Origin of the sequence: Jannaschia halovivens (assembly GCF_046452375.1) — a bacterium.
Lineage (GTDB): Bacteria > Pseudomonadota > Alphaproteobacteria > Rhodobacterales > Rhodobacteraceae > Jannaschia > Jannaschia halovivens.
Genome location: NZ_JBKFDJ010000003.1, coordinates 1 through 18,164, shown reverse-complemented (window position 1 = coordinate 18,164; position 18,164 = coordinate 1). Strand labels below are relative to the sequence as shown.

The following is an 18,164-nucleotide window of genomic DNA, read 5'->3' as shown; positions in this document are numbered from 1 at the left end:
GGGTTTCAACAAATTCCCCGAGGGGCTGTCAGGTTAGCAGGATCTGAGTGCCGATCAAGTATTGAGTGTTTGGCTAGGACGTCTGTAAGGTATGCTTCGTAGGCCGCAAAGGCACTCTGCATCTCCTCAATATATGCATGTCGGTTGTAGACGGCCGCGACACCGCTAATTGTGCCCGAAACATGGTTCAGGATCCGTTCTGTCACGTGGATCGGTGTGCCAAGCCTAGCCATGTTGCTGCTAAATGTCCGGCGAAGGTCGTGCAGTGTGTAGGGCTCGACTTCCAAGTCCTGATCGAACGCTGCTTTGCACTTCGAAAATCCGTTAAATGGCTTCTCATCGTCCAGACGAGACGGAAAAAGTACGTCAGCTTGGCCGGGGAGGGCGGCGATCAAGTCTAATGCCCGCCTTCCCAAGGGAACAGTATGGGACCGCTGATTCTTAACAAATTCAGATGGGTAGACAATCCTATCATCCGAGATCCAACTGGCTCGTAGTCCCACCACTTCCCCCTTGCGTTGACCGGTGAGGATAAGCAGTTGCACGATTGCACCGTAAGGATACCCGAAGTGCTCAGCCCGATCCCAGACCAGGGCCAGCTCCTGTTCGGACAGCACTCGTTCTCGGGCGCGGGCCCTGAACGTCATTGGTGGTACTGGTGAAGCATTCAGAAAGCCGCGCTTCACACACCAATTAAGCATCGTGCGGATGGCAACATAAGCGTGGTGCTGCTCGGAGGGCTTCTTGATACTGTCTATGGCCGATCCAATGTCGCGCCGCGTCAGGGCGGAGATCTCCTGTTCGAAATCAAAGTGACGGTTCAACAGGCGGCGATATTCTCCCACGGTGTGCGGCTTGGTGCGCGTCTCGCAGTCAGATAGGAACTTCGTTCTGGCTATGGGGAAAGTCAGCTTCGGTACCGAGACCTTCGGATGCAATGCTTCGAGCGCGATATCAAGCTGAGCCTGCTTTGCAAGCACCCGTGCCTCAGCCAGTGAAATGTCCGGATAGCGACCCAGCGATCGGCGGCGGCGATCTGGACCAAATAGAACGACAAAAGTCTTGGTGCCCCCTTGCGAGACACGTACCCCGAAGCCTCGCAGCGAGGGGTCGTAGTATGTCTTCTGCCCCCTCTCAGGGACCTTCAAGCGCTTAATCTGTAGGTCCGTTAGGCTCATTTTAGGCTCATAAATCGCGTGCGTAGAAGTGACAATCAGTAGTCAGCCATGTTCTCATGATACAGCGTAAGCACTGATATAGAAGCGAAAAAAGTTCTGAAATGAAGATTTATGGGAACCTGCGAAAACCGATTTGTAATCAGTAGGTCCGCGGTTCGAGTCCGTGTGGGGGCACCACCCCGATCCCCTACCGCGCGCAGGTCAATACGTCGCCCGTCCCCCGCTCAAATCGAACACGGCCGCCGTGGTGAATGCGTTCTGGGGCGAGACGCACCAGGCGATCATGTCGGCGGCTTCGGTGACCTCGAGGAAGCGCTGGCGCGGGATCTTCGAGAGCATGTAGTCAATATGCTCCTGGCTCATCTGGTCGAAGATCGGCGTGCGCGCGGCGGCGGGTGTGACGCAGTTCACCGCGATGTCGTGCCCCGCCAGTTCCTTGCCGAGCGATTTGGTGAACCCGATCACCCCCGCCTTGGACGCCGAATAGGCGCAGGCGTTCGGGTTGCCCTCCTTGCCGGCGATGGATGCGATATTGAGGATGCGGCCGTAGCCGGCTTCGGTCATCGCGGGCACGACGGCGCGGTTCACGAGGAAGGTGCCCGTCAGGTTGATCGCCACGATCCGCGACCAGTCGCCGGGGTCGTATTCGGCGACCGGGCGGTTCGGCCCGGCGATGCCCGCCGAATTCACGAGGATCTGGGGCGCGCCCAGCGCCGCCACCGTTTCGGCATAGGCGGCATCGACCGATGCGAGGTCCGAGACGTCGCAGGTGACGGCGACGGCCCCGGTCTCGGCGGCCATTGCGGCATTGGTGTCGCCATTGGCATCCCAGCTGGCCACCCGCACGCCCTCGGACTGAAGCCGGTGCAACACCGCCAGTCCGATTCCCTGCGCCCCGCCGGTCACCACCGCGACCTGTCCGTCCATTCCCAACGCCATATCCGTCCCCTCGACTGCTCGCCGCGACCCTAACGGCGCGGTGCAGGTACGGGAACCCGGTGCGGGGCGCATGCGTAGGTGGGGTATGGAACATCTGGACCGCACGCCCGACACGCCGCACCGCGCCACCGCCCGCACCCCCGGACGGGCCCCGGCGCGGAGCCGACCCGAAACGTTGCATCGGGACGCTGAGACCACCCCGGACCATGCTGCCCGTCTGGACCGGCTCGACCGGCTGGCCTGGAACCTCGACAGCCGCTACCGCCTGCCGGGGACGCAGATCCGCTTCGGTTGGGACGTGCTTCTGGGCCTTGTGCCCGGTCTCGGCGATGTCGCGGCGCTGGCGCCTGCAGGCTACATCTGGCTCGAGGCGCACCGGATGGGTGCGCCGACGCATGTGAAGGCGAGGATGGCGGCGAATACCGGGATCGACTGGGTCGTTGGGACGATCCCGCTGGTGGGCGATATCTTCGATGTCGGGTTGAAGGCGAACCGCCGGAACGTCGCGCTGCTGCGGTCGCATTTTGGCCTGCCCGCCGCGCCTGACGACCCGACCGTGGCCTGAGCCGGGTCGCTCGGGATGCTCCGCGCAATTCTCGGATTGCTGGCGCTGGCGCTGGTGGTCGTCACGCTTCTGCCGCTGCGCGACTCCGGTGCGTGGTGGATCCGTGGATGGGAGTTCCCGCGCCTTCATATCTTCGCGCTCGCCGTGGTCATCGGCGTTGTCGCCGCTGTCGTCCTGACCGGGACATGGCGCGGCGCGATCGTCCTTTCGATGGTCGCAGTCATCGGCTGGCAGGGCTCGTGGCTCTGGCGCTACCTGCCTGGTATGCCGGTCGCCGTGCCGCAGGTCGCGGGCGAGGGTGGCGTGGGGATCATGGCACTCAACGTCTTGCAGGAAAACGAGGATCACGACGCGGTGCGCGCCCTGATCCGCGAAGAAGACCCCGACGTGCTGCTTCTGATGGAGGTCGATCAGGTCTGGGCCGACGCATTGTCGGAGGAACTGGCGCGCTACGACACCCGCCGCGAGGAGATCCGCGACGACCATTACGGCATGATCTTCGCCACGCGCGTTCCGGTCGAAAGCGCGGAGTTGCGCCAGCTCGAGGGCACGGACGTCCCCATCGCCACTGCAGTCCTCACCACGTCCGACGGCCCGCTGCTTGTCACGGGGCTTCATCCCCGGCCGCCCGTGCCCGGCAATTCCACCGATGACCGCGACCGCCAGCTTGCGGCGATGGCCACGCTGATGCGCCGGGTCGACATGCCCGCCGTGGCCGTCGGCGATTTCAACGACGTGCCGTTCTCGCGGCGCGGCAGCCGACTGCGCGAGGCGGGGGGCCTCAAGGATACGCGCGAGGGGCGGGGGCTCATGACCACTTTCGACGTAACCCATCCGATCCTGCGCTTTCCGATCGACCAGGCGTTGGTGACCGAAGACGTCATCCTCCACGACAAGCGCCTCGGCCCGGAGGTCGGCTCGGACCACCTGCCGCTCCTGCTGCGGGTCCGCGCGGGGCCCTGAGTTTCGCATACCCGGACGGGAACCGGCGGTCATCCGCCTGCGTTGATCCGTCGCACAATCACGTCTGGAGAACGCCATGGGCAGGTCTGAACGGCTGGAGGACATCTCCGAAGCCGGACGCCACGCGATCGCGGCCGAAATCGCCGAGGCCCAGCCGGGTCGCGGCCGCGACGCGACGCGCCCGACCGAGATCCCCAAGGCCGGATGGCTCGACATCGCGGTTCGCGTGAAGGACGAGATCTCGGCGGACCACGTGCTCCTCGTTGCCGCGGGCGTCGCGTTCTACGGCCTGCTCGCGGTCTTCCCCGCCATCACCGCGCTGATGTCGATTACCGGGCTGATCTACGAGCCGACCGAACTGGTGGCCGCACTCGAAGGGATCACCGCCGTGGTGCCGCCCGATGTCAGCCAGATCATGCTGGATCAGGCCGAAGCCGTGGCCGGATCGCAGGAGGGTGGGCTGACGCTCGGCCTGATCGTCGGGCTGGGTCTCGCGCTCTGGTCGGCCTCGGCGGGCGTCGGCAGCCTGATCGAAGGCATCAACCTCGCTTACGACGAGACGGAGACGCGCGGCTTCGTGCGCGTCAAGCTGATGACCATCGGCCTGACACTGGCGATGATCCTCGGCGTGCTCATCGCAGCCCTGCTCATCATCGCGGTGCCCGTGGCGCTGGAGTTCCTGGCCTGGAGCCCCACGATGGAGACGCTTCTGCAATGGCTCTCCTACGTTCCGCTGGCGATCATCGTGACCTTGGGCCTCGGCATCCTCTACCGCTACGGCCCCGACCGCGACGACGCCAAGTTGCGCTGGATTGCACCGGGGACGGTCATCGCGGCGCTCGTCTGGCTGATCGCGTCGGTGGCCTTCTCGATCTACGTGCAGAATTTCGGCTCCTACAACGAGACGTTCGGGTCCATCGCGGGGGTCGTCGTCCTCCTGATGTGGATGTGGCTCTCGGCGGCGGTCATCCTGATCGGGGCCGAGCTCAATTCCGAGATCGAGGCGCAGACTGCGCGCGACACCACCACCGGACACCGCGAGCCGTTGGGCCACAGGGGGGCCGTGAAGGCCGACACCATTGGCGCCGCGCGATGACCCCGGTGGCGTGACCGCCACTCCCGAACGGGTCGACTCGATCCGCGGTGACGCCGAACCGACCGAGGCGATCCGTGGGCCCGCGCGCTCCAAGCGTCACCCGCTCGCGGTGCCGATCACCGGCATCTTCATCCTCCTGCTGATCCAGGCCCTCTTCTTCGCGGCCGAGTTCCTGATCCCCGTCACCAGCGCCGTGCTGGGATATTTCATCCTCAATGCGCCCCGCCGGGGTCTCGGCCGGATCGGCGTGCCCGCACCCGTCGCGGCGGCGCTGTTCACCGTGACGATCGGCGTGGCCCTGGTGTTCGGGGGCATGATGGCGGCCGACCCGATCCAGGAGTTCGTGACCGACATTCCGGGTCTCCTGAGCCAGGTCATGGGCCAGTTGACAGGCCCCGGCGGTCCGCTCGAAGCCTTCACCGTCGCCGCCGACGCAACGGGTGACGTCCTTGCCGAAGCCGGGGCCGAGCGGCCGATGCAGGTCGAAGTCGTCTCGGATTCCGGGCTCGCCAGTACGGTCTTCGCCATCGCGCCCGCGCTCCTCAGCCAGGTCGTCTTCGCGATGTGCCTGTTGTTCTTCCTGACCGCCTCGGGCGATCTCTTCATACAGAAGGCCGTGCAGGTCGTCGACCGGTTCGAGGACAAGCGCACGACCGTCCAGACCATCCGCACCATCGAGGCGCGGCTGGGCAACTATCTTGGCGCGATCACGCTGATCAATATCGGCCTCGGCGTCGTGATCGGGGCTGCGATGTGGTGGTGGGACCTGCCGTCGCCCTGGCTGATCGGCCTGATGGCGACCGTCCTCAACTTCATCCCCTTCGTCGGGGCGGTGATCGGCGCGGGGATCGCGGGCACCATTGCCTTCGTGACCTTCATGGACCCTTGGGCCGGGCTCGGGGTGTTCGGCACCTATTACGCGCTGACCTCGCTCGAGGGGCAATTCGTGACCCCGGCGCTCGTGGGGACGCGCCTGCGCCTCAACGTCACGATGGTGTTCCTCTCGGTCGCGTTCTTCGCCTGGACCTGGTCGGTGATGGGCATGGTCGTGGCGGTCCCGATGCTGATCGTCGTGAAGGTCATCTGCGACGCAATCCCCAAGTTCCGGAAGGTCGGGCTGTTCCTCGGCGACGCCGAAGGCTTCGTGCCGGGCGAGAAGCGCGCCTGAGTCCCCCTCGCGCGAGACGTCTTGCGGTTACGCGCGAGGCGTCTAGGCTCCCCATGTCGCCCACCCCGGGAGAGGGTCGGCGCCCAAGGGAGGAAGACCATGACCTACACGTTTCGCGCAGCCCTGACCGGGATCGCCCTCTTTGTCGGCGGGGCCGCCACCGCGGCCGAGTGCATCGCGCCCGCCAATCCTGGCGGCGGCTGGGATTTCACCTGCCGCCAGATCGGCAAGATCATGACCGATATCGGCGTCGTCGACGGCCCCGTGCAGGTCACCAACATGGCCGGTGGCGGTGGCGGTCTGGCCTATCAGACCGTGGCCAACGAGCGCACCGATGACGCCGAGCTGATCGTCGCCGCGAGCCAGGCGACCGCGACCCGTCTCGCGCAGGACGCCTATGGCGGCGCTACCGCCGACCAGGTGCGCTTCCTCGGCGCGATCGGCGCCGATCCGGGCGTCATCGTCGTCGCCGCCGACAGCCCCTTCCAGACCCTGGGCGACATGCTCGACGCTATCGCCGCCGATCCCGGCAGCGTGGCCTTCGCGGGCGGATCCGCTGCGGGCGGCTTCGACCACCTGAAGGTGCTGCAGCTGGCCAAAGCGCATGGCGTCGAGGACGTGCGCCAGATCAAGTATATCGGTGTCGATGGTGGCGCGGACGCGATCACCCAGACGGTGGGGGGCTTCACCCAGGGAATGACGGGCGACATGTCCGAGGTCGTGGGCTTCATCGAATCCGGTGACGTGCGCGTCCTCGCCGTCCTCTCGGACGAGCGGGTGCCCGGCTTCGACGACATCCCCACCGCCGTCGAGCAGGGCGTGGACGTCGTCGCGGTCAACTGGCGCGGGCTCTACGTTCCGAAGGACATCTCGGACGAGGCCTTCAACGACTGGGTCGCCAAGCTTCAGGCCGTCGGCGAGAGCGAAGAATGGGCCGAGGCGATGGCAGCCAACGGTCTGGCGCCCTTCAACGTGACCGGCAGCGATTTCGAGGCGTTCATCGCCCAGAACATCGAGGACGTCCGCACGCTGAGCCAGGAAATCGGCGTCATCCAGTAAGGGCCGTTCGCGGCGACAACCGAACGGGCGCACCGCCCGTTCCTCCGCCCATCCCGTCCCGACGGGATGGGCCTCCGCGACCGGTGCGGGGCCCGCACGGGCCCGCCGTCGCACAGACGATATCGGGGGATAGTCACCATGCTCGCAAGCGACCGTATCTTCGGCGCGATCGTGATCGTCGGCGCGCTGGCCTACGTGGCCAGCGCGGCCCAGATCGCCGCGCCCTTCTTCTCGGATCCGCTCGGGTCGCGCGCCTTCCCAATGGCGGTCGGCATCGTCGCGGCGATCTGCGGCGTGGTCATGGTGCTCAAGCCCGACGACGAACCGGAATGGCCGCCGCTGCGATCCGTCGGCGCCCTCGCCATCGCGACGATCATGCTGGTCGGATACGCCTACGCGCTGAAGCCGCTGGGCTTCCTTCTGCCCACCGCGATCGTCGCGGGCGTCCTCTCGTTCCAGATCGCGCCCCGCTGGAAGGCGGCGATCGTCACCGGGCTCGCACTCAGCATCGGGCTCTTCGTCCTCTTCCGCTTCGTCCTCGGCCTCAGCCTCTTCGGCCTGCCGCGGGGGCTCTTCTGACATGGACATCCTCAACAACCTGATCGGCGGCTTCTCCGTCCTGACATGGTTCACCTTGGCCCTCGCTGTCCTCGGGTGCTTCATCGGCACCATCGTCGGCGCCCTTCCGGGGCTCGGGCCGTCGAACGGGGTCGCGATCATGATCCCGATCACCTTCACCATGGGGCTCGACGCGGTCGCGGCGCTCGTTCTGCTGACCTCGATCTATTACGGCGCGATGTATGGCGGTCGGATCAGTTCGATCCTCCTCAATATTCCCGGCGACGAACCCGCGATGATGACCTGCCTCGACGGCCATCCGATGGCCCGGAACGGTCGGCCGGGCGACGCGCTGGTGATCTCGGGCGTGGCCAGCTTCGTGGGCGCCACGCTCTCGACCATCGGGCTGATGTTCCTCGCGCCGATCCTGTCGAACATCGCGTACCAGTTCGGCCCGGCCGAGTATTTCGCACTCTATCTGCTGGCCTTCTGCACGCTGGGCGGCGTCGCCTCGAAGAACCAGGCCAAGGCCGCCTTCGCCAGCGTTCTCGGCATCGGCATCGCGATGATCGGCCTCGATCCCAATTCGGGTATGGCGCGGCTGACCGGCGGCAACCTGCATCTCTATGACGGCGTCGATTTCCTCGTGGCCATCGTCGGCCTCTTTGCGGTCTCCGAAGTGTTCTTCTTCATCGAGAAACACGGCGCTCAGGGCGCGCTCAACATGGTGCTGGGCCGCGTCACCGTCCCGTGGCGCGAGATCTGGTCGACCCGCTGGACGATGATGCGCTCCTCGGTGATCGGCTTCATCGCGGGCGTGCTGCCGGGGGCGGGCGCGTCGCTCGGCTCGTTCCTGACCTACGTGACCGAAAAGTCCATCGCGGGCGAGAAGGGCGGCTTCGGCACCGGGGTCGCCAAGGGCATCGCGGCCCCCGAGGTCGGCAACAACGCCGCCGCGGGCGGCGCGCTTGTCCCGATGCTGACGCTGGGGGTGCCCGGTTCGGGCACGACGGCGGTGCTGCTGGCGGTGCTGGTCACGCTCAACATCACGCCGGGGCCGACGCTCTTCACCGATCGGCCGGACGTGGTCTGGGGCCTGATCGCCTCGCTCCTGATCGCGAATTTCGTCCTCCTCGCGATGAACGTGCCGATGGTGAAGGTCTTCGTGAAGGTCCTGCAAGTCCCGCCTGCGATCCTGATGCCGGGCGTCACGATGGTCAGCTTCGTGGGCATCTACGCCCTCACGGGCAGCTATTTCGACCTGCTCCTCGTCACCGCCTTCGGCGTGCTGGGCTACGTGCTGCGCAAGCTCGACATCCCGACGGTGCCCGTGATCCTCGGGATTCTCCTCGGCGGAAAGATGGAAAAGCAGCTCCGCGACGCGATGGTGCTCTCGGACGGCGACTGGACCTACCTCGTCTCCTCGCCCATCGCGATCGGCCTTCTGGTGGCGGCGTTCCTCGGGTTCATCGCCCCGATGTTCCTGCGCCGAATCATCCGCAAGCCCGAGGTGCCGGATCATGCCAAGCCCCTCGACTGAGGCCGCCGGGCCGACCTGCCGCGTCCTCGTGCCGGCAGGCGCTCTGGGCCTCGGCTGGGATGGCGACGCGCTGGCCGCGGGGCTGGCGCGCGGGCCGGATCTCATCGCCATAGACGGCGGCTCGACCGATAGCGGGCCGGCCTATCTGGGACGCGGCGTCTCCAAGTATTCCCGCGCGCAGGTCAAGTCCGACTGGGGCGAGCTGGTCCGCGCGGCGCTCGGCGCGGGCGTGCCGCTGGTCATCGGCACGGCGGGCACCTGCGGCGCGGGGACGGCCGTCGACTGGCTGGTCGAGATCACGCGCGAGGTCCTGGCCGAGGCAGGGCAGGGGGCGAAGATCGCCGTGCTCTACTGCGACCGCGATGCGGATCGGCTGGCCGCCGAATGGAACCGCGTGTCACCCCTGCCGGGCGCGCCGGACGTCGAGGCCGACGCCTTGGCCGAGTGCACCAACATCGTCGCACTGGCCGGGGCGGAGCAGGTGCAGGCGGCCCTCGACACGGGCGCCGGGATCGTCATCTGCGGACGCACCACCGACACCGCCATCCTCGCGGCCCTGCCGCTGGCGCGGGGTTGCGACGCGGGCGGGGCCTGGCACGGCGCGAAGGTGGGCGAATGCGGGGCACTCTGCTGCACGCATCCCGACACCGGCGTCATCGAGATCCTGTTCGACGGGACGGGCTTCACCGTGACCCCCATGGCCGAGATCAGCGTCGCCACCGAGCGGACGGTTGCCGCCCATCTCCTCTACGAGAATTCCGACCCGATCGTCCTGCACGAACCCGGCGGCGCGCTCGACACCTCCGCCGCGACCTACCGCGCCGAGGGCCGCGCCGTGCGGGTCGAGGGCGCGGTCTGGATGCCTGCGCCCTATACCGTGAAGCTCGAGGCCGCGCGCGTCGCCGGGCATGGCGTGATGAGCCTCGTCCTCATCCGCGACCCGCGCTACGTGGCGGAAATCGACGACTGGTGCGCCTCGCTGGAAGCTCGTGCCCGCGCCCGCATTGGGCGGCAGATGCCCGGTGCCGCCTACGATCTGGAGCTGCGGCGGATCGGTCTCGACGCCGCACTCGGCGCGCTCGAACCCGGCGCGGCCCGCCCCAACGAGATCGGTGTCATGGCGCAGGTGATCGCCCCCGATGCCGCCACCGCGCAGGAGGTGGCCAAGCTGGTGAACCCGCTCCTCCTCCACCATCCGCTCACCCCCGAAGAACCGATGCCCACATTCGCCTTCCCCTTCTCGCCGCCCGAGGTCGATCTCGGCCCGCGCTACGAATTCGTGCTGCATCATGTTCTGGCGTTGGATGACCCGATGGACGGCTTCCGGCTGGAGATCCTCGATGTCTGATTTGGGCGACCTTGCCCGCGTCCGTTCGAAAAACGCGGGGCCCTTCTGGATCACGATCGACATCTTCTGCGACGCCGCGACCTACGACCGCGTCGCGGCCCTCCCGACGGAGACGTTCGCCGCCCGTCTCGGCGGGGCGGAGATCAAGCGCTTCGACCTGCCTGCGCTGCACGTCGTGAAGCTGTCGCTGCCGCGCCCGGCGGTGCAGGGCAGCGCGCGCGACCGCGACATGCACGGCGCCGCGCTGGCCCATGCTCTGACCGGGCTGGCGGTGACCTGACCGCCGGCGAGACCGCCTACTTGAAGGTCTCCAGCCGCAGTTCCGCGTCGCAGAACTGCCCGTCATGGGTACCGACCCAGATGTCGAGAATGCCCGAGGACGGCGAGGTCAGCGTGATCTTCGCGTCGAGATTCCCATTGTCGTCATCGTCGTAATACCAGTTACCCGCTGGCGTGTTCACCAGCAGCGCGCTGTCGCATTCGCTGACCACCGCGATCTCCAGCGTGTAACCCGACATCCCCGGCGTCTCGATCGTGAAGTCGGGCGGCGTCGGAAAATAGCCGTCGCCCCGGTCGGATTTCAGGCTCTTGTAGATCGATCCGCATTGCGCCCGCAGGTTGTTGGTCCCGCCCGCCGTGATGTCGAAGAGCCGCGGCTCCCAGAGATCGGCCCCCGAAAAACGCCCGACCGCCCCGTTCTGGCGCCAATCCGGGCAGGCCGCCACGACGGTCGCCCCGGCCAGCAACGCCGCCGCGGCGCAGGTGATGAGTTTCAGCATGATGTCCCCCCAGTCTTCGTGTCGGGGAACGGTAACATCCGGCGAACCATTGCCGCCAGACCGAAGGGCCTCCGGTGCCGCGCCCGCCCGGGGCGGTGGTTTCGTGATGTCGGATGTTCGATGGTGGGCGACCCTGGAATCGAACCAGGCGTGAGTCGCCTCGAGGGAGTTACAGTCCCCTGCCACACCTTGCGGCCTGTCGCCCACTGGCGGGCGGGATAGCGGCGGCATGGGGTGGGGTCAAGCGGTGTTGTGGAGCGGCCGGACGCGCGCGATAAGCCTCGGGTCGCACGAGGGGATCGGACATGGCGCAGAAGCCGAAATGGGTGGTCGAGAAGGAGCGGGATCGCCGCGCCTCGGCCCGCGAAACGGTCTGGCTCTTCGGCCTGCATGCCGTGCGCGACGCGCTGCAGAACCCGCTGCGCGACCGGCTGCGACTGGTGCTGACGAAGAACGCCGCCGACCGGCTGGGCGATGCCGTGCCCGCTTCGGGGATGACGCCCGAGATCGCCGATCCGCGCAAGTTCCCGGTCCCGCTCGACCCCGGATCGGTCCACCAGGGCGCGGCCCTCGAGGTGCGCGCGCTCGACTGGGGACGGCTCGACGACGTGGCGCGGCCCGGCGGCGGGGCGCCCCTGATGGTCCTTCTCGACCGCGTCACCGACCCGCATAACGCGGGCGCGATCCTCCGCTCGGCCGAGGTCTTCGGCGCGAGGGCCGTGATCGCACCCCAGCGCCATGCCGCCCCCGAAACGGGCGCGCTGGCCAAGACCGCGTCCGGTGCGCTGGAACGCCAGCCCTATCTCAGGGTCGGCAACCTGGGCGACGCGATGGAGCGGTTAAAGGAGATGGGCTATCTCTGCGTCGGGCTCGACGGCGAGGCGCCCGAGACGCTGGGCGAGGCCGCGCCCGGTCTTCGCGACGCGCCCGTCGCCATCGTTCTGGGCGCCGAGGGGCCTGGCCTGCGCGACCGCACCCGCAGTCTCTGCGACCGGATGGTCCGGATCGACCCCGCGGGCGGCTTCGGCTCGCTCAACGTGTCGAACGCGGCGGCGGTCGCCCTTTTTGCCCTGCGAGAGGGCCGCGATGTTTGAGCCCAAGAAGGCGACCTGCTGTTATTGCGGGCGCCGGACCATCCTGCGGAATACCGCCCATGGCGGACACGAGCTGGCCTGCGGGTCTTGCGGTGCACCGCTCCACGTGATGAAGCCCCTGAAAATGGCCCAGGTTGCGGATGCCTCACCCAAGGTGAAGCGGACGCCGAAGAGGCCGGGGACAAGACGAAAGACCAAGAAGACGAAATCCATCTGGCGCGCCGTCGCGTCCGAGATCTGGGACGAGATCGAGGACATCTTCGACTGACGCGCCGATGCGTAACCCGCTGGCACGAAAAAAAAGTCGTGACCCAGGCGGAACCAACTGGGGCGAGGGGCAGTTACCCGATTGTCTGTGGAAGATGGGTTCGGAACACCCACCCTCCGTTCACTGTCCCTCGTTCCATACCTCGGGCCCGCGTCTTCATTGCCGCGGGCCTTTTTTTCTGCCCAATCTGGCACATGACCACGACCCCATCCGATGCACTCCTGCGGGACGTCCTGACGCGCGCGAAGACCTTCGCCTTCGTCGGCGTGTCGCCGAACCCGATCCGGCCCAGCCACTACGTCGCGCGCTACCTCGCGCGGCGGGGCATCCGGGTCGTGCCGGTCAACCCGATCCATGCGGGCACCACGCTCTTCGGCGAGACGGTCGTTCCCGATCTCGGTTCGGTTTCGGGGCCGGTCGACGTGCTCGACGTGTTTCGCCGGCCCGAAGCGGTACCGGCCCTCGTCGAGGAAGGATTAGGTGTCCTCGACGGGCTCTGGTGTGTCTGGCTGCAGGTCGGCGTCGTCAGTCCCGAGGCCGAGGCGATGTGCGATGCGGCGGGTGTGACGATCATTCAGGACCGCTGTCCCAAGATCGAATACCAGCGACTCTTCGGGGAACTCCGGCAGGGCGGATTCGCCACCGGCATCATCAGCTCGAAGCTCTGACGCGAAACGGCCCGCCGGTGGGGCGGGCCGTCAGGATTGTCAGTCGTCGTATTCCGGAAGCGCCTCGAGCTGGTCGCGCGTGGCGTCCACATAGGCCCGGATGCCGCTTTCGCCGTCGAGGAAGGACATCCGCTTGGCGTGCATCGCGACCTCGTGATCGCCGATCCCGAGAAAGCCACCGATGGACACGACCACGACGGTGACGTCGCTACTCCGGGTGCCGGGCGAGAAGGCATACGAGATTACGCCGATCTCCTCTTCCGTCACGTCGAAGACCGGCACCCCCTCGAGCTCGGGCAGGGTCAACGTGTTCTGCATCCGCGGGGTGTAGCCGTCGCGCGCGACCGCCGGGGCCTCGTTCTCGAACTCGACACCGGGAATATAGGTCACCGGCGGCGTGTCGCTGCTCGCGCCGCTCGCCATCTCGGCATCGCCCTCGCCGAGATCGGTGCCCGGCGCGGTCGTCTGCACCCCCGATCCGGTGACGATCGCCGTCGCGGGCGTCTGCGGGTTGGCGACCACCGTGCCCGCATCGAGCGTGGCGGTGTCGGTATCCGTCCCTTCCATCGCACCGTCCGACCGGGGGCTGGCGGTGCTGCCCGTCTCGACGGTCACGACGCTGGCCGACGCGGCGGTGGTGACGCCGGACCCTTCATTGGTGATCGCGCGCGCGCCATCGGTGCGGCTGCCGGTGGCCGTGTTCTCGAACATCGGGGCGTTTTCGATCTCGTCCCGCGCGGCCATCACGACGAGCACCATCTCGTCCGAACCTTCGGCCGCGGGCACCATCACGAGTTGATCTATATCGAACGCGACCTCCCGGTCGCCGATCCCCAGAAAGCCGCCAATGTCGGCGATGACGGCATCGACCCCGCCATTCGGCCCGAGCACGATGTCGTCAACCTCGCCCAGCCGCTCCAAGCCCGGGGGCAGGCTGGCCGACGGGTCGATCCGCGTCTCGGAGGCGTAGATCGCCATGTCGTCGAGCATCGAGGCGCGCAGGGCCGGGCTATCGTATCCGGCAACGAAGGCGGGGTTCGCGGCAACCTGGGCATGGGCTCCGGCCACGCCGAAGGCCGCCCACGCGATCGCAGTGGACGCAAGGACGGGTTTCATCTTAGTCTCCTGATCGTTGTCGCGGTGACCTGTTTGCAGGTTGGTCATTAAGGCAACACGCAAGGCGACGCGATGGTTCCGCACCCGGAGCGTCGCCTTGCAGCTTTCTTCCGGTCGATGAAAAATGTCGCGTTAACAACGGGTGCGCGGCAGCGGCGTGGGCGGCGCCCGCCGCGCCGATCGCGCGTCGACCGAGGCCGGCTAGTCGGGCCGTGCGGCCTTCTCGGTGATTCCCGATATGCCGGCCCGCGCCTCGAGCCGCGCCATCACGTCCGCCAGATCGACATCCGCCGCCGCCAGCATGACGCAAAAATGATACAGCATGTCCGCGCCTTCCTCGGCCAGCTTCTCGCGGTCGCCGCGCACCGCCTCGATCAGCGTCTCGACCGCTTCTTCGCCGAACTTCTCGGCACATTTCGCCGGTCCGCGGGACAGAAGCTTCGCGGTCCAGCTCTCCTCGGGGTCGGCATCGCGGCGCGACTGCACGGTCTGCCACAGTGCGTCGAGCGGGTGCATGGTCAGTCCTCCATCCGCATGGGGATGCCCGCGGCCTGCATATGCGCCTTGGCCTGGGCGATGGTGTAGTCGCCGAAATGGAAGATCGACGCGGCCAGCACGGCGGACGCGCCGCCCTCGGTCACGCCCTCGACCAGATGATCCAGATTGCCGACGCCGCCCGACGCGATCACCGGCACCGGCACCGCATCGCTGATCGCCCGCGTCATCGCGAGGTTGAACCCCGCCCGCGTCCCGTCGCGATCCATCGAGGTCAGCAGGATCTCCCCCGCGCCCCGCTCCGCCGCCGTCCGCGCGAAGGCCACCGCATCGATGCCGGTGGGCTTGCGCCCGCCATGGGTGAAGATTTCCCATTTGCCGGGCGCCACGGTCTTCGCGTCGATGGCGCAGACGATGCACTGGCTGCCGAACTTGTCCGCCGCCCGCGCCAGCACGTCCGGGTCCGCGACGGCGGCCGAGTTGAACGACACCTTGTCCGCCCCGGCCAGCAGCAGGTTGCGCACGTCGTCCACATTCCGGACGCCGCCGCCGATGGTCAGCGGCATGAAGCACGCCTCGGCGGTCCGGGTGGCGAGGTCGTACATCGTGCCCCGGTTCTCGTGCGTGGCGTGGATGTCGAGAAAGCACAGCTCGTCCGCGCCCGCCGCATCGTAGGCGCGCGCGCTTTCGACCGGGTCGCCCGCGTCGATCAGGTCCACGAAGTTCACGCCCTTGACCACGCGGCCATCGGCCACGTCGAGACAGGGGATGATCCGCGTCTTCAGCATGGGCGCGGTTTGGCGAGGAATGGCCGGTTTGGCAACCGGCGCGCGCGATCACGCGCACGTGCATTGGACAGCACCCCCGCCTGCCACAGGTTGTGCGCCACCAACCCCGAGGAGGTTTTCCCATGATCCGCACCGCAATCGCCGTCTTCGCCCTGACCGCCGGGCCAGCGCTGGCCGAGATGGTTACCAAGCCCTCGCCCCATTCCGTGGCCGAGACCGCCGACCGCCTCGTCGCCGCCGCCGAAGGGGCGGGCGCCTCCATCGTCGCCCGCGTGCCGCACACCAAGGCCGCCGCCAGCGTCGACATGGAGCTTCCCGAGGCCGAGCTCGTCATCTTCGGCAATCCCAAGGCCGGCACGCCCGTCATGCAGGAAGACCTGCGCGCAGGTCTCGTGCTGCCGCTCCGGGTCCTGGTCCACGCCGCGGGCGACGGGACCGCCGTGACCTACCAGACGGCCGAGGATCTGTTCGCCGGGATGGATATCGACCCCGCGGGCGAGGCGGCGGCCCGCATCGACGGCGCGCTCGGCAATCTCACCGATGCGGCGGTCGCCGAATAGATCAGCGCCAGCGCCACGGATAGGCGACGGCGAGGAATGTCAGCGCCGCCGCCATCCACGGCAAGGCGAGGTGCCAATCCGCCGCCCGAAGGCTGCGCGCGGTCTGCACCGCCGGATCGTCGGCGCAGCCCGACGCCCAGTCGGGCCACCAGCCCGGCAACCACCCGAGCGCGCATTCACCCCGCTCCATGAGGACGCTTACCCCGAACGTGATCACCACGAAGGCCCCGACCGCCGCCAGGAGGCCCAGCAGGATGCGTCCGCCCGCCTTCATCGCCGCGCGCGCCATTCCATCGCGCCGAGCACGACAAGCGCCACGAGCGCGATGATCGGGAAGGTCAGGAAGGGCAGGAAGAGCGCGGCCAGCCGGTCGACCGTCGGCTCGTCGCAGGCATAGATCCCGTACCCCAGCCCGCCGCCGCAGTGGCGCGTCAGCAGGGCGAGTGCCACGAAGGCGACTGCGAGCAGCACGCTGCCCAATCGCAGGACCGTCCGGCCCACCCGCGACCGCATCCGAAAGGACAGCGCGACGCCGATGGCGAGGATCGAGAGGTAGAAAACGAGTGTGGTCATCGTCACGCTCCCGCGCGGTCAGGCCCGCAGCGCCTCCAGCGCCTCCGCCAGATCGATCGCCCCGTCATAGAGCGCCCGCCCCGAGATCGCGCCCGCGATCCGGCCCGTCGCGGCCAGCGCGTGCAGATCGGCCAGTGACGACACGCCCCCGCTCGCGATGACGGGGATGGACACGGCCTGCGCCAGCGCATCCGTCGCGGCCACGTTCGGCCCGCCCATCGCGCCGTCCCGGTCGATATCGGTATAGACGATCGCCGCGACGCCCGCGTCCTCGAACCGGCGGGCGAGGTCGCTCGCGGTCACGTCCGTCGTCTCGGCCCAGCCCTTCGTGGCCACCATGCCGCCCCGCGCGTCGATGCCGACGGCGACTTGTCCGGGGAAGGCCCGCGCCGCCGCGCGCACGAGGTCGGGCTCCTCCACCGCCACGGTCCCGAGGATCACGCGCGCGAGCCCCTTCTCCAGCCAGCCCTCGATGGCGCTCATGTCGCGGATGCCCCCGCCCAGCTGGCAGGGCACGTCGACCGCGCCCAGGATCGCCTCGACCACCGCCCCGTTGACGGGCTGGCCCGCGAAGGCGCCGTTCAGGTCCACGAGGTGCACCCATTCGCAACCCGCATCCGCGAACTGGCGCGACTGGGCCGCCGGATCGTCGTTGAAGACCGTAGCACTCTCCATCTCGCCATGGACGAGGCGCACGGCCCGTCCGTCCTTCAGGTCGATCGCGGGATAGAGGATCATGGCGGGCACTCCGGCGGCTCAGGGTCGCGCGCGTTCTGCAACACACGGGGCCCGCAGGAAACCCCGTGCCGAAACGTCACGCTTGCCACGAGGTCCTCCCGCACGGCACCAAGCGCGCAGTCTTTGGGAGGACACCAGACCATGAAACGCTTTATCCTGACCGCCATCGCGGCCATCGCGCTGACCGGCGCCGCCCATGCCGACCCGATCGAGGGCGTGTGGCAGACCGAGGTCGACGACGGCTCCTACGCCCACGTGACCATCGCGCCCTGCGGCGCCAACTTCTGCGGCACCATCACCCGCACGTTCCAGAACGGCGGCGAATACAACTCGCCCAACAAGGGCAAGCAGATCGTCCGCAACATGGCTGCCCAGGGCGGCGGTGCCTACGAGGGCCGCGTCTGGCGCCCGTCGAACGACAAGGTCTATCTCGGCAAGGTCCAGCTCAGCGGCAACCAGATGGCGCTGCGCGGCTGCGTCGCCGGCGGCCTTATCTGCGCCCGGCAGAACTGGGTCAAGATCAACTGATCGGGCGGGCGCCACCGGCTGGGCGACCCCGCCGCCTTGCCCGTCTTTGCTCGGCAAACATGCCGGGGGGTCCGGGGGGCTGGCCCCCCGGCGGAGGGGGCCCCCCCCCGCGCGGGGGGGGGGGGGGGGGGGGGCCGCCCCGC

General features: G+C 67.9%; 23 protein-coding genes and 1 tRNA gene. 14 read left to right on the top strand and 10 right to left on the bottom strand.

Going from position 1 to position 18,164, the window contains the following annotated elements:
- Positions 1 to 5 precede the first annotated feature (5 nt).
- Both ACK8OR_RS17745 and ACK8OR_RS17740 read right to left on the bottom strand, forming a co-directional pair.
- Complete coding sequence (locus ACK8OR_RS17745; RefSeq protein WP_410190729.1) at positions 6 to 1,178, bottom strand: tyrosine-type recombinase/integrase; 1,173 nt, start codon at positions 1,176 to 1,178, stop codon at positions 6 to 8.
- A 201-nt stretch (positions 1,179 to 1,379) separates the two neighbouring features.
- On the bottom strand, positions 1,380 to 2,105 hold the full coding sequence (locus ACK8OR_RS17740) for an SDR family NAD(P)-dependent oxidoreductase (protein ID WP_410190728.1): 726 nt from the start codon (positions 2,103 to 2,105) through the stop codon (positions 1,380 to 1,382).
- A gap of 97 nt (positions 2,106 to 2,202) precedes the next feature.
- Here ACK8OR_RS17740 and ACK8OR_RS17735 point away from each other — a divergent pair, with 97 nt between their 5' ends.
- From ACK8OR_RS17735 to ACK8OR_RS17695, 9 genes are all read left to right on the top strand, one after another.
- Positions 2,203 to 2,682, top strand: coding sequence for a DUF4112 domain-containing protein (locus ACK8OR_RS17735; RefSeq protein ID WP_410190727.1), 480 nt, complete (start codon positions 2,203 to 2,205; stop codon positions 2,680 to 2,682).
- A 15-nt stretch (positions 2,683 to 2,697) separates the two neighbouring features.
- The gene (locus ACK8OR_RS17730) at positions 2,698 to 3,645 is read left to right on the top strand and encodes an endonuclease/exonuclease/phosphatase family protein (RefSeq protein WP_410190726.1); all 948 of its coding nucleotides are present in this window, start codon (positions 2,698 to 2,700) and stop codon (positions 3,643 to 3,645) included.
- A gap of 76 nt (positions 3,646 to 3,721) precedes the next feature.
- Positions 3,722 to 4,741: a YihY/virulence factor BrkB family protein gene (locus ACK8OR_RS17725; RefSeq protein WP_410190725.1), complete on the top strand. Its 1,020-nt coding sequence runs from the start codon at positions 3,722 to 3,724 to the stop codon at positions 4,739 to 4,741.
- Between the two features lie 10 nt (positions 4,742 to 4,751).
- Complete coding sequence (locus ACK8OR_RS17720; RefSeq protein WP_410190724.1) at positions 4,752 to 5,909, top strand: AI-2E family transporter; 1,158 nt, start codon at positions 4,752 to 4,754, stop codon at positions 5,907 to 5,909.
- A 99-nt stretch (positions 5,910 to 6,008) separates the two neighbouring features.
- Positions 6,009 to 6,968 (top strand): Bug family tripartite tricarboxylate transporter substrate binding protein, encoded by a 960-nt coding sequence (locus ACK8OR_RS17715; RefSeq protein ID WP_410190723.1) that lies wholly within the window; start codon positions 6,009 to 6,011, stop codon positions 6,966 to 6,968.
- A gap of 138 nt (positions 6,969 to 7,106) precedes the next feature.
- Entirely contained in the window at positions 7,107 to 7,547 is a 441-nt protein-coding gene (locus ACK8OR_RS17710) for a tripartite tricarboxylate transporter TctB family protein (RefSeq protein WP_410190722.1), read from the top strand.
- Position 7,548: 1 nt separating this feature from the next.
- Positions 7,549 to 9,066, top strand: a complete 1,518-nt coding sequence (locus ACK8OR_RS17705; protein WP_410190721.1) for a tripartite tricarboxylate transporter permease — start codon at positions 7,549 to 7,551, stop codon at positions 9,064 to 9,066.
- Positions 9,047 to 10,414, top strand: a complete 1,368-nt coding sequence (locus ACK8OR_RS17700) for an acyclic terpene utilization AtuA family protein (protein ID WP_410190720.1) — start codon at positions 9,047 to 9,049, stop codon at positions 10,412 to 10,414. The genes ACK8OR_RS17705 and ACK8OR_RS17700 overlap by 20 nt, the downstream gene beginning before the upstream one ends.
- Complete coding sequence (locus ACK8OR_RS17695) at positions 10,407 to 10,694, top strand: DUF4387 family protein (protein ID WP_410190719.1); 288 nt, start codon at positions 10,407 to 10,409, stop codon at positions 10,692 to 10,694. Before ACK8OR_RS17700 ends, ACK8OR_RS17695 begins: the two co-directional genes overlap by 8 nt.
- Before the next feature lie 16 nt (positions 10,695 to 10,710).
- Here ACK8OR_RS17695 and ACK8OR_RS17690 read toward each other — a convergent pair whose 3' ends face one another.
- Positions 10,711 to 11,193 carry a hypothetical protein gene (locus ACK8OR_RS17690; RefSeq protein WP_410190718.1) on the bottom strand — a complete coding sequence of 161 codons (483 nt, stop codon included), beginning with the start codon at positions 11,191 to 11,193 and terminating at the stop codon, positions 10,711 to 10,713.
- A 121-nt stretch (positions 11,194 to 11,314) separates the two neighbouring features.
- Positions 11,315 to 11,398 (bottom strand) — tRNA-Tyr (locus ACK8OR_RS17685).
- Between the two features lie 100 nt (positions 11,399 to 11,498).
- On the opposite strand from ACK8OR_RS17685, the gene rlmB reads away from it, so the two are divergent.
- The 3 genes from rlmB (at position 11,499) to ACK8OR_RS17670 (ending at position 13,223) form a co-directional block, all read left to right on the top strand.
- Complete coding sequence (gene rlmB, locus ACK8OR_RS17680) at positions 11,499 to 12,287, top strand: 23S rRNA (guanosine(2251)-2'-O)-methyltransferase RlmB (protein ID WP_410190717.1); 789 nt, start codon at positions 11,499 to 11,501, stop codon at positions 12,285 to 12,287.
- Positions 12,280 to 12,555, top strand: a complete 276-nt coding sequence (locus ACK8OR_RS17675; protein WP_410190716.1) for a hypothetical protein — start codon at positions 12,280 to 12,282, stop codon at positions 12,553 to 12,555. The genes rlmB and ACK8OR_RS17675 overlap by 8 nt, the downstream gene beginning before the upstream one ends.
- A gap of 194 nt (positions 12,556 to 12,749) precedes the next feature.
- A complete protein-coding gene (locus ACK8OR_RS17670; protein WP_410190715.1) occupies positions 12,750 to 13,223 on the top strand; it encodes a CoA-binding protein in 474 nt (157 codons plus the stop codon).
- A gap of 39 nt (positions 13,224 to 13,262) precedes the next feature.
- On the opposite strand, the gene ACK8OR_RS17665 is transcribed toward ACK8OR_RS17670, so the two are convergent.
- From ACK8OR_RS17665 to hisF, 3 genes are all read right to left on the bottom strand, one after another.
- Positions 13,263 to 14,339, bottom strand: a complete 1,077-nt coding sequence (locus tag ACK8OR_RS17665; protein ID WP_410190714.1) for a hypothetical protein — start codon at positions 14,337 to 14,339, stop codon at positions 13,263 to 13,265.
- A 201-nt stretch (positions 14,340 to 14,540) separates the two neighbouring features.
- Positions 14,541 to 14,855 (bottom strand): phosphoribosyl-ATP diphosphatase, encoded by a 315-nt coding sequence (locus ACK8OR_RS17660; RefSeq protein WP_410190713.1) that lies wholly within the window; start codon positions 14,853 to 14,855, stop codon positions 14,541 to 14,543.
- 2 nt (positions 14,856 to 14,857) lie between these two features.
- Positions 14,858 to 15,622, bottom strand: coding sequence for an imidazole glycerol phosphate synthase subunit HisF (gene hisF / locus ACK8OR_RS17655; protein ID WP_410190712.1), 765 nt, complete (start codon positions 15,620 to 15,622; stop codon positions 14,858 to 14,860).
- 122 nt (positions 15,623 to 15,744) lie between these two features.
- On the opposite strand from hisF, the gene ACK8OR_RS17650 reads away from it, so the two are divergent.
- Entirely contained in the window at positions 15,745 to 16,182 is a 438-nt protein-coding gene (locus ACK8OR_RS17650) for a DUF302 domain-containing protein (RefSeq protein WP_410190711.1), read from the top strand.
- A 1-nt stretch (position 16,183) separates the two neighbouring features.
- Here the strand turns inward: ACK8OR_RS17650 and ACK8OR_RS17645 are convergent, their stop codons facing one another.
- The 3 genes from ACK8OR_RS17645 to hisA are packed head-to-tail and all read right to left on the bottom strand — an operon-like array spanning position 16,184 to position 17,493.
- Positions 16,184 to 16,471 carry a hypothetical protein gene (locus tag ACK8OR_RS17645; RefSeq protein ID WP_410190710.1) on the bottom strand — a complete coding sequence of 96 codons (288 nt, stop codon included), beginning with the start codon at positions 16,469 to 16,471 and terminating at the stop codon, positions 16,184 to 16,186.
- Positions 16,453 to 16,755: a hypothetical protein gene (locus tag ACK8OR_RS17640; RefSeq protein WP_410190709.1), complete on the bottom strand. Its 303-nt coding sequence runs from the start codon at positions 16,753 to 16,755 to the stop codon at positions 16,453 to 16,455. The genes ACK8OR_RS17645 and ACK8OR_RS17640 overlap by 19 nt, the downstream gene beginning before the upstream one ends.
- Before the next feature lie 18 nt (positions 16,756 to 16,773).
- Entirely contained in the window at positions 16,774 to 17,493 is a 720-nt protein-coding gene (hisA, locus tag ACK8OR_RS17635) for a 1-(5-phosphoribosyl)-5-[(5-phosphoribosylamino)methylideneamino]imidazole-4-carboxamide isomerase (RefSeq protein ID WP_410190708.1), read from the bottom strand.
- Positions 17,494 to 17,634: 141 nt separating this feature from the next.
- Here hisA and ACK8OR_RS17630 point away from each other — a divergent pair, with 141 nt between their 5' ends.
- On the top strand, positions 17,635 to 18,021 hold the full coding sequence (locus tag ACK8OR_RS17630) for a DUF2147 domain-containing protein (RefSeq protein WP_298430709.1): 387 nt from the start codon (positions 17,635 to 17,637) through the stop codon (positions 18,019 to 18,021).
- The last annotated feature ends 143 nt before the right edge of the window (positions 18,022 to 18,164 follow it).

What these genes read in the sequence shown, in the direction of transcription:
- ACK8OR_RS17725 (WP_410190725.1), top strand. Translation starts at nt 3,722, where the DNA reads ATGGGCAGGTCTGAACGGCTGGAGGACATCTCCGAAGCCGGACGCCAC.
- ACK8OR_RS17675 (WP_410190716.1), top strand. Translation starts at nt 12,280, where the DNA reads ATGTTTGAGCCCAAGAAGGCGACCTGCTGTTATTGCGGGCGCCGGACC.
- ACK8OR_RS17670 (WP_410190715.1), top strand. Translation starts at nt 12,750, where the DNA reads ATGACCACGACCCCATCCGATGCACTCCTGCGGGACGTCCTGACGCGC.
- ACK8OR_RS17630 (WP_298430709.1), top strand. Translation starts at nt 17,635, where the DNA reads ATGAAACGCTTTATCCTGACCGCCATCGCGGCCATCGCGCTGACCGGC.
- hisA (WP_410190708.1), bottom strand. Translation starts at nt 17,493, where the DNA reads ATGATCCTCTATCCCGCGATCGACCTGAAGGACGGACGGGCCGTGCGC.
- ACK8OR_RS17665 (WP_410190714.1), bottom strand. Translation starts at nt 14,339, where the DNA reads ATGAAACCCGTCCTTGCGTCCACTGCGATCGCGTGGGCGGCCTTCGGC.
- ACK8OR_RS17645 (WP_410190710.1), bottom strand. Translation starts at nt 16,471, where the DNA reads ATGGCGCGCGCGGCGATGAAGGCGGGCGGACGCATCCTGCTGGGCCTC.
- ACK8OR_RS17745 (WP_410190729.1), bottom strand. Translation starts at nt 1,178, where the DNA reads ATGAGCCTAACGGACCTACAGATTAAGCGCTTGAAGGTCCCTGAGAGG.
- ACK8OR_RS17690 (WP_410190718.1), bottom strand. Translation starts at nt 11,193, where the DNA reads ATGCTGAAACTCATCACCTGCGCCGCGGCGGCGTTGCTGGCCGGGGCG.
- rlmB (WP_410190717.1), top strand. Translation starts at nt 11,499, where the DNA reads ATGGCGCAGAAGCCGAAATGGGTGGTCGAGAAGGAGCGGGATCGCCGC.
- ACK8OR_RS17640 (WP_410190709.1), bottom strand. Translation starts at nt 16,755, where the DNA reads ATGACCACACTCGTTTTCTACCTCTCGATCCTCGCCATCGGCGTCGCG.
- ACK8OR_RS17700 (WP_410190720.1), top strand. Translation starts at nt 9,047, where the DNA reads ATGCCAAGCCCCTCGACTGAGGCCGCCGGGCCGACCTGCCGCGTCCTC.
- ACK8OR_RS17705 (WP_410190721.1), top strand. Translation starts at nt 7,549, where the DNA reads ATGGACATCCTCAACAACCTGATCGGCGGCTTCTCCGTCCTGACATGG.
- ACK8OR_RS17715 (WP_410190723.1), top strand. Translation starts at nt 6,009, where the DNA reads ATGACCTACACGTTTCGCGCAGCCCTGACCGGGATCGCCCTCTTTGTC.
- ACK8OR_RS17650 (WP_410190711.1), top strand. Translation starts at nt 15,745, where the DNA reads ATGATCCGCACCGCAATCGCCGTCTTCGCCCTGACCGCCGGGCCAGCG.
- ACK8OR_RS17710 (WP_410190722.1), top strand. Translation starts at nt 7,107, where the DNA reads ATGCTCGCAAGCGACCGTATCTTCGGCGCGATCGTGATCGTCGGCGCG.
- ACK8OR_RS17695 (WP_410190719.1), top strand. Translation starts at nt 10,407, where the DNA reads ATGTCTGATTTGGGCGACCTTGCCCGCGTCCGTTCGAAAAACGCGGGG.
- ACK8OR_RS17735 (WP_410190727.1), top strand. Translation starts at nt 2,203, where the DNA reads ATGGAACATCTGGACCGCACGCCCGACACGCCGCACCGCGCCACCGCC.
- ACK8OR_RS17730 (WP_410190726.1), top strand. Translation starts at nt 2,698, where the DNA reads ATGCTCCGCGCAATTCTCGGATTGCTGGCGCTGGCGCTGGTGGTCGTC.
- ACK8OR_RS17740 (WP_410190728.1), bottom strand. Translation starts at nt 2,105, where the DNA reads ATGGACGGACAGGTCGCGGTGGTGACCGGCGGGGCGCAGGGAATCGGA.
- ACK8OR_RS17660 (WP_410190713.1), bottom strand. Translation starts at nt 14,855, where the DNA reads ATGCACCCGCTCGACGCACTGTGGCAGACCGTGCAGTCGCGCCGCGAT.
- hisF (WP_410190712.1), bottom strand. Translation starts at nt 15,622, where the DNA reads ATGCTGAAGACGCGGATCATCCCCTGTCTCGACGTGGCCGATGGCCGC.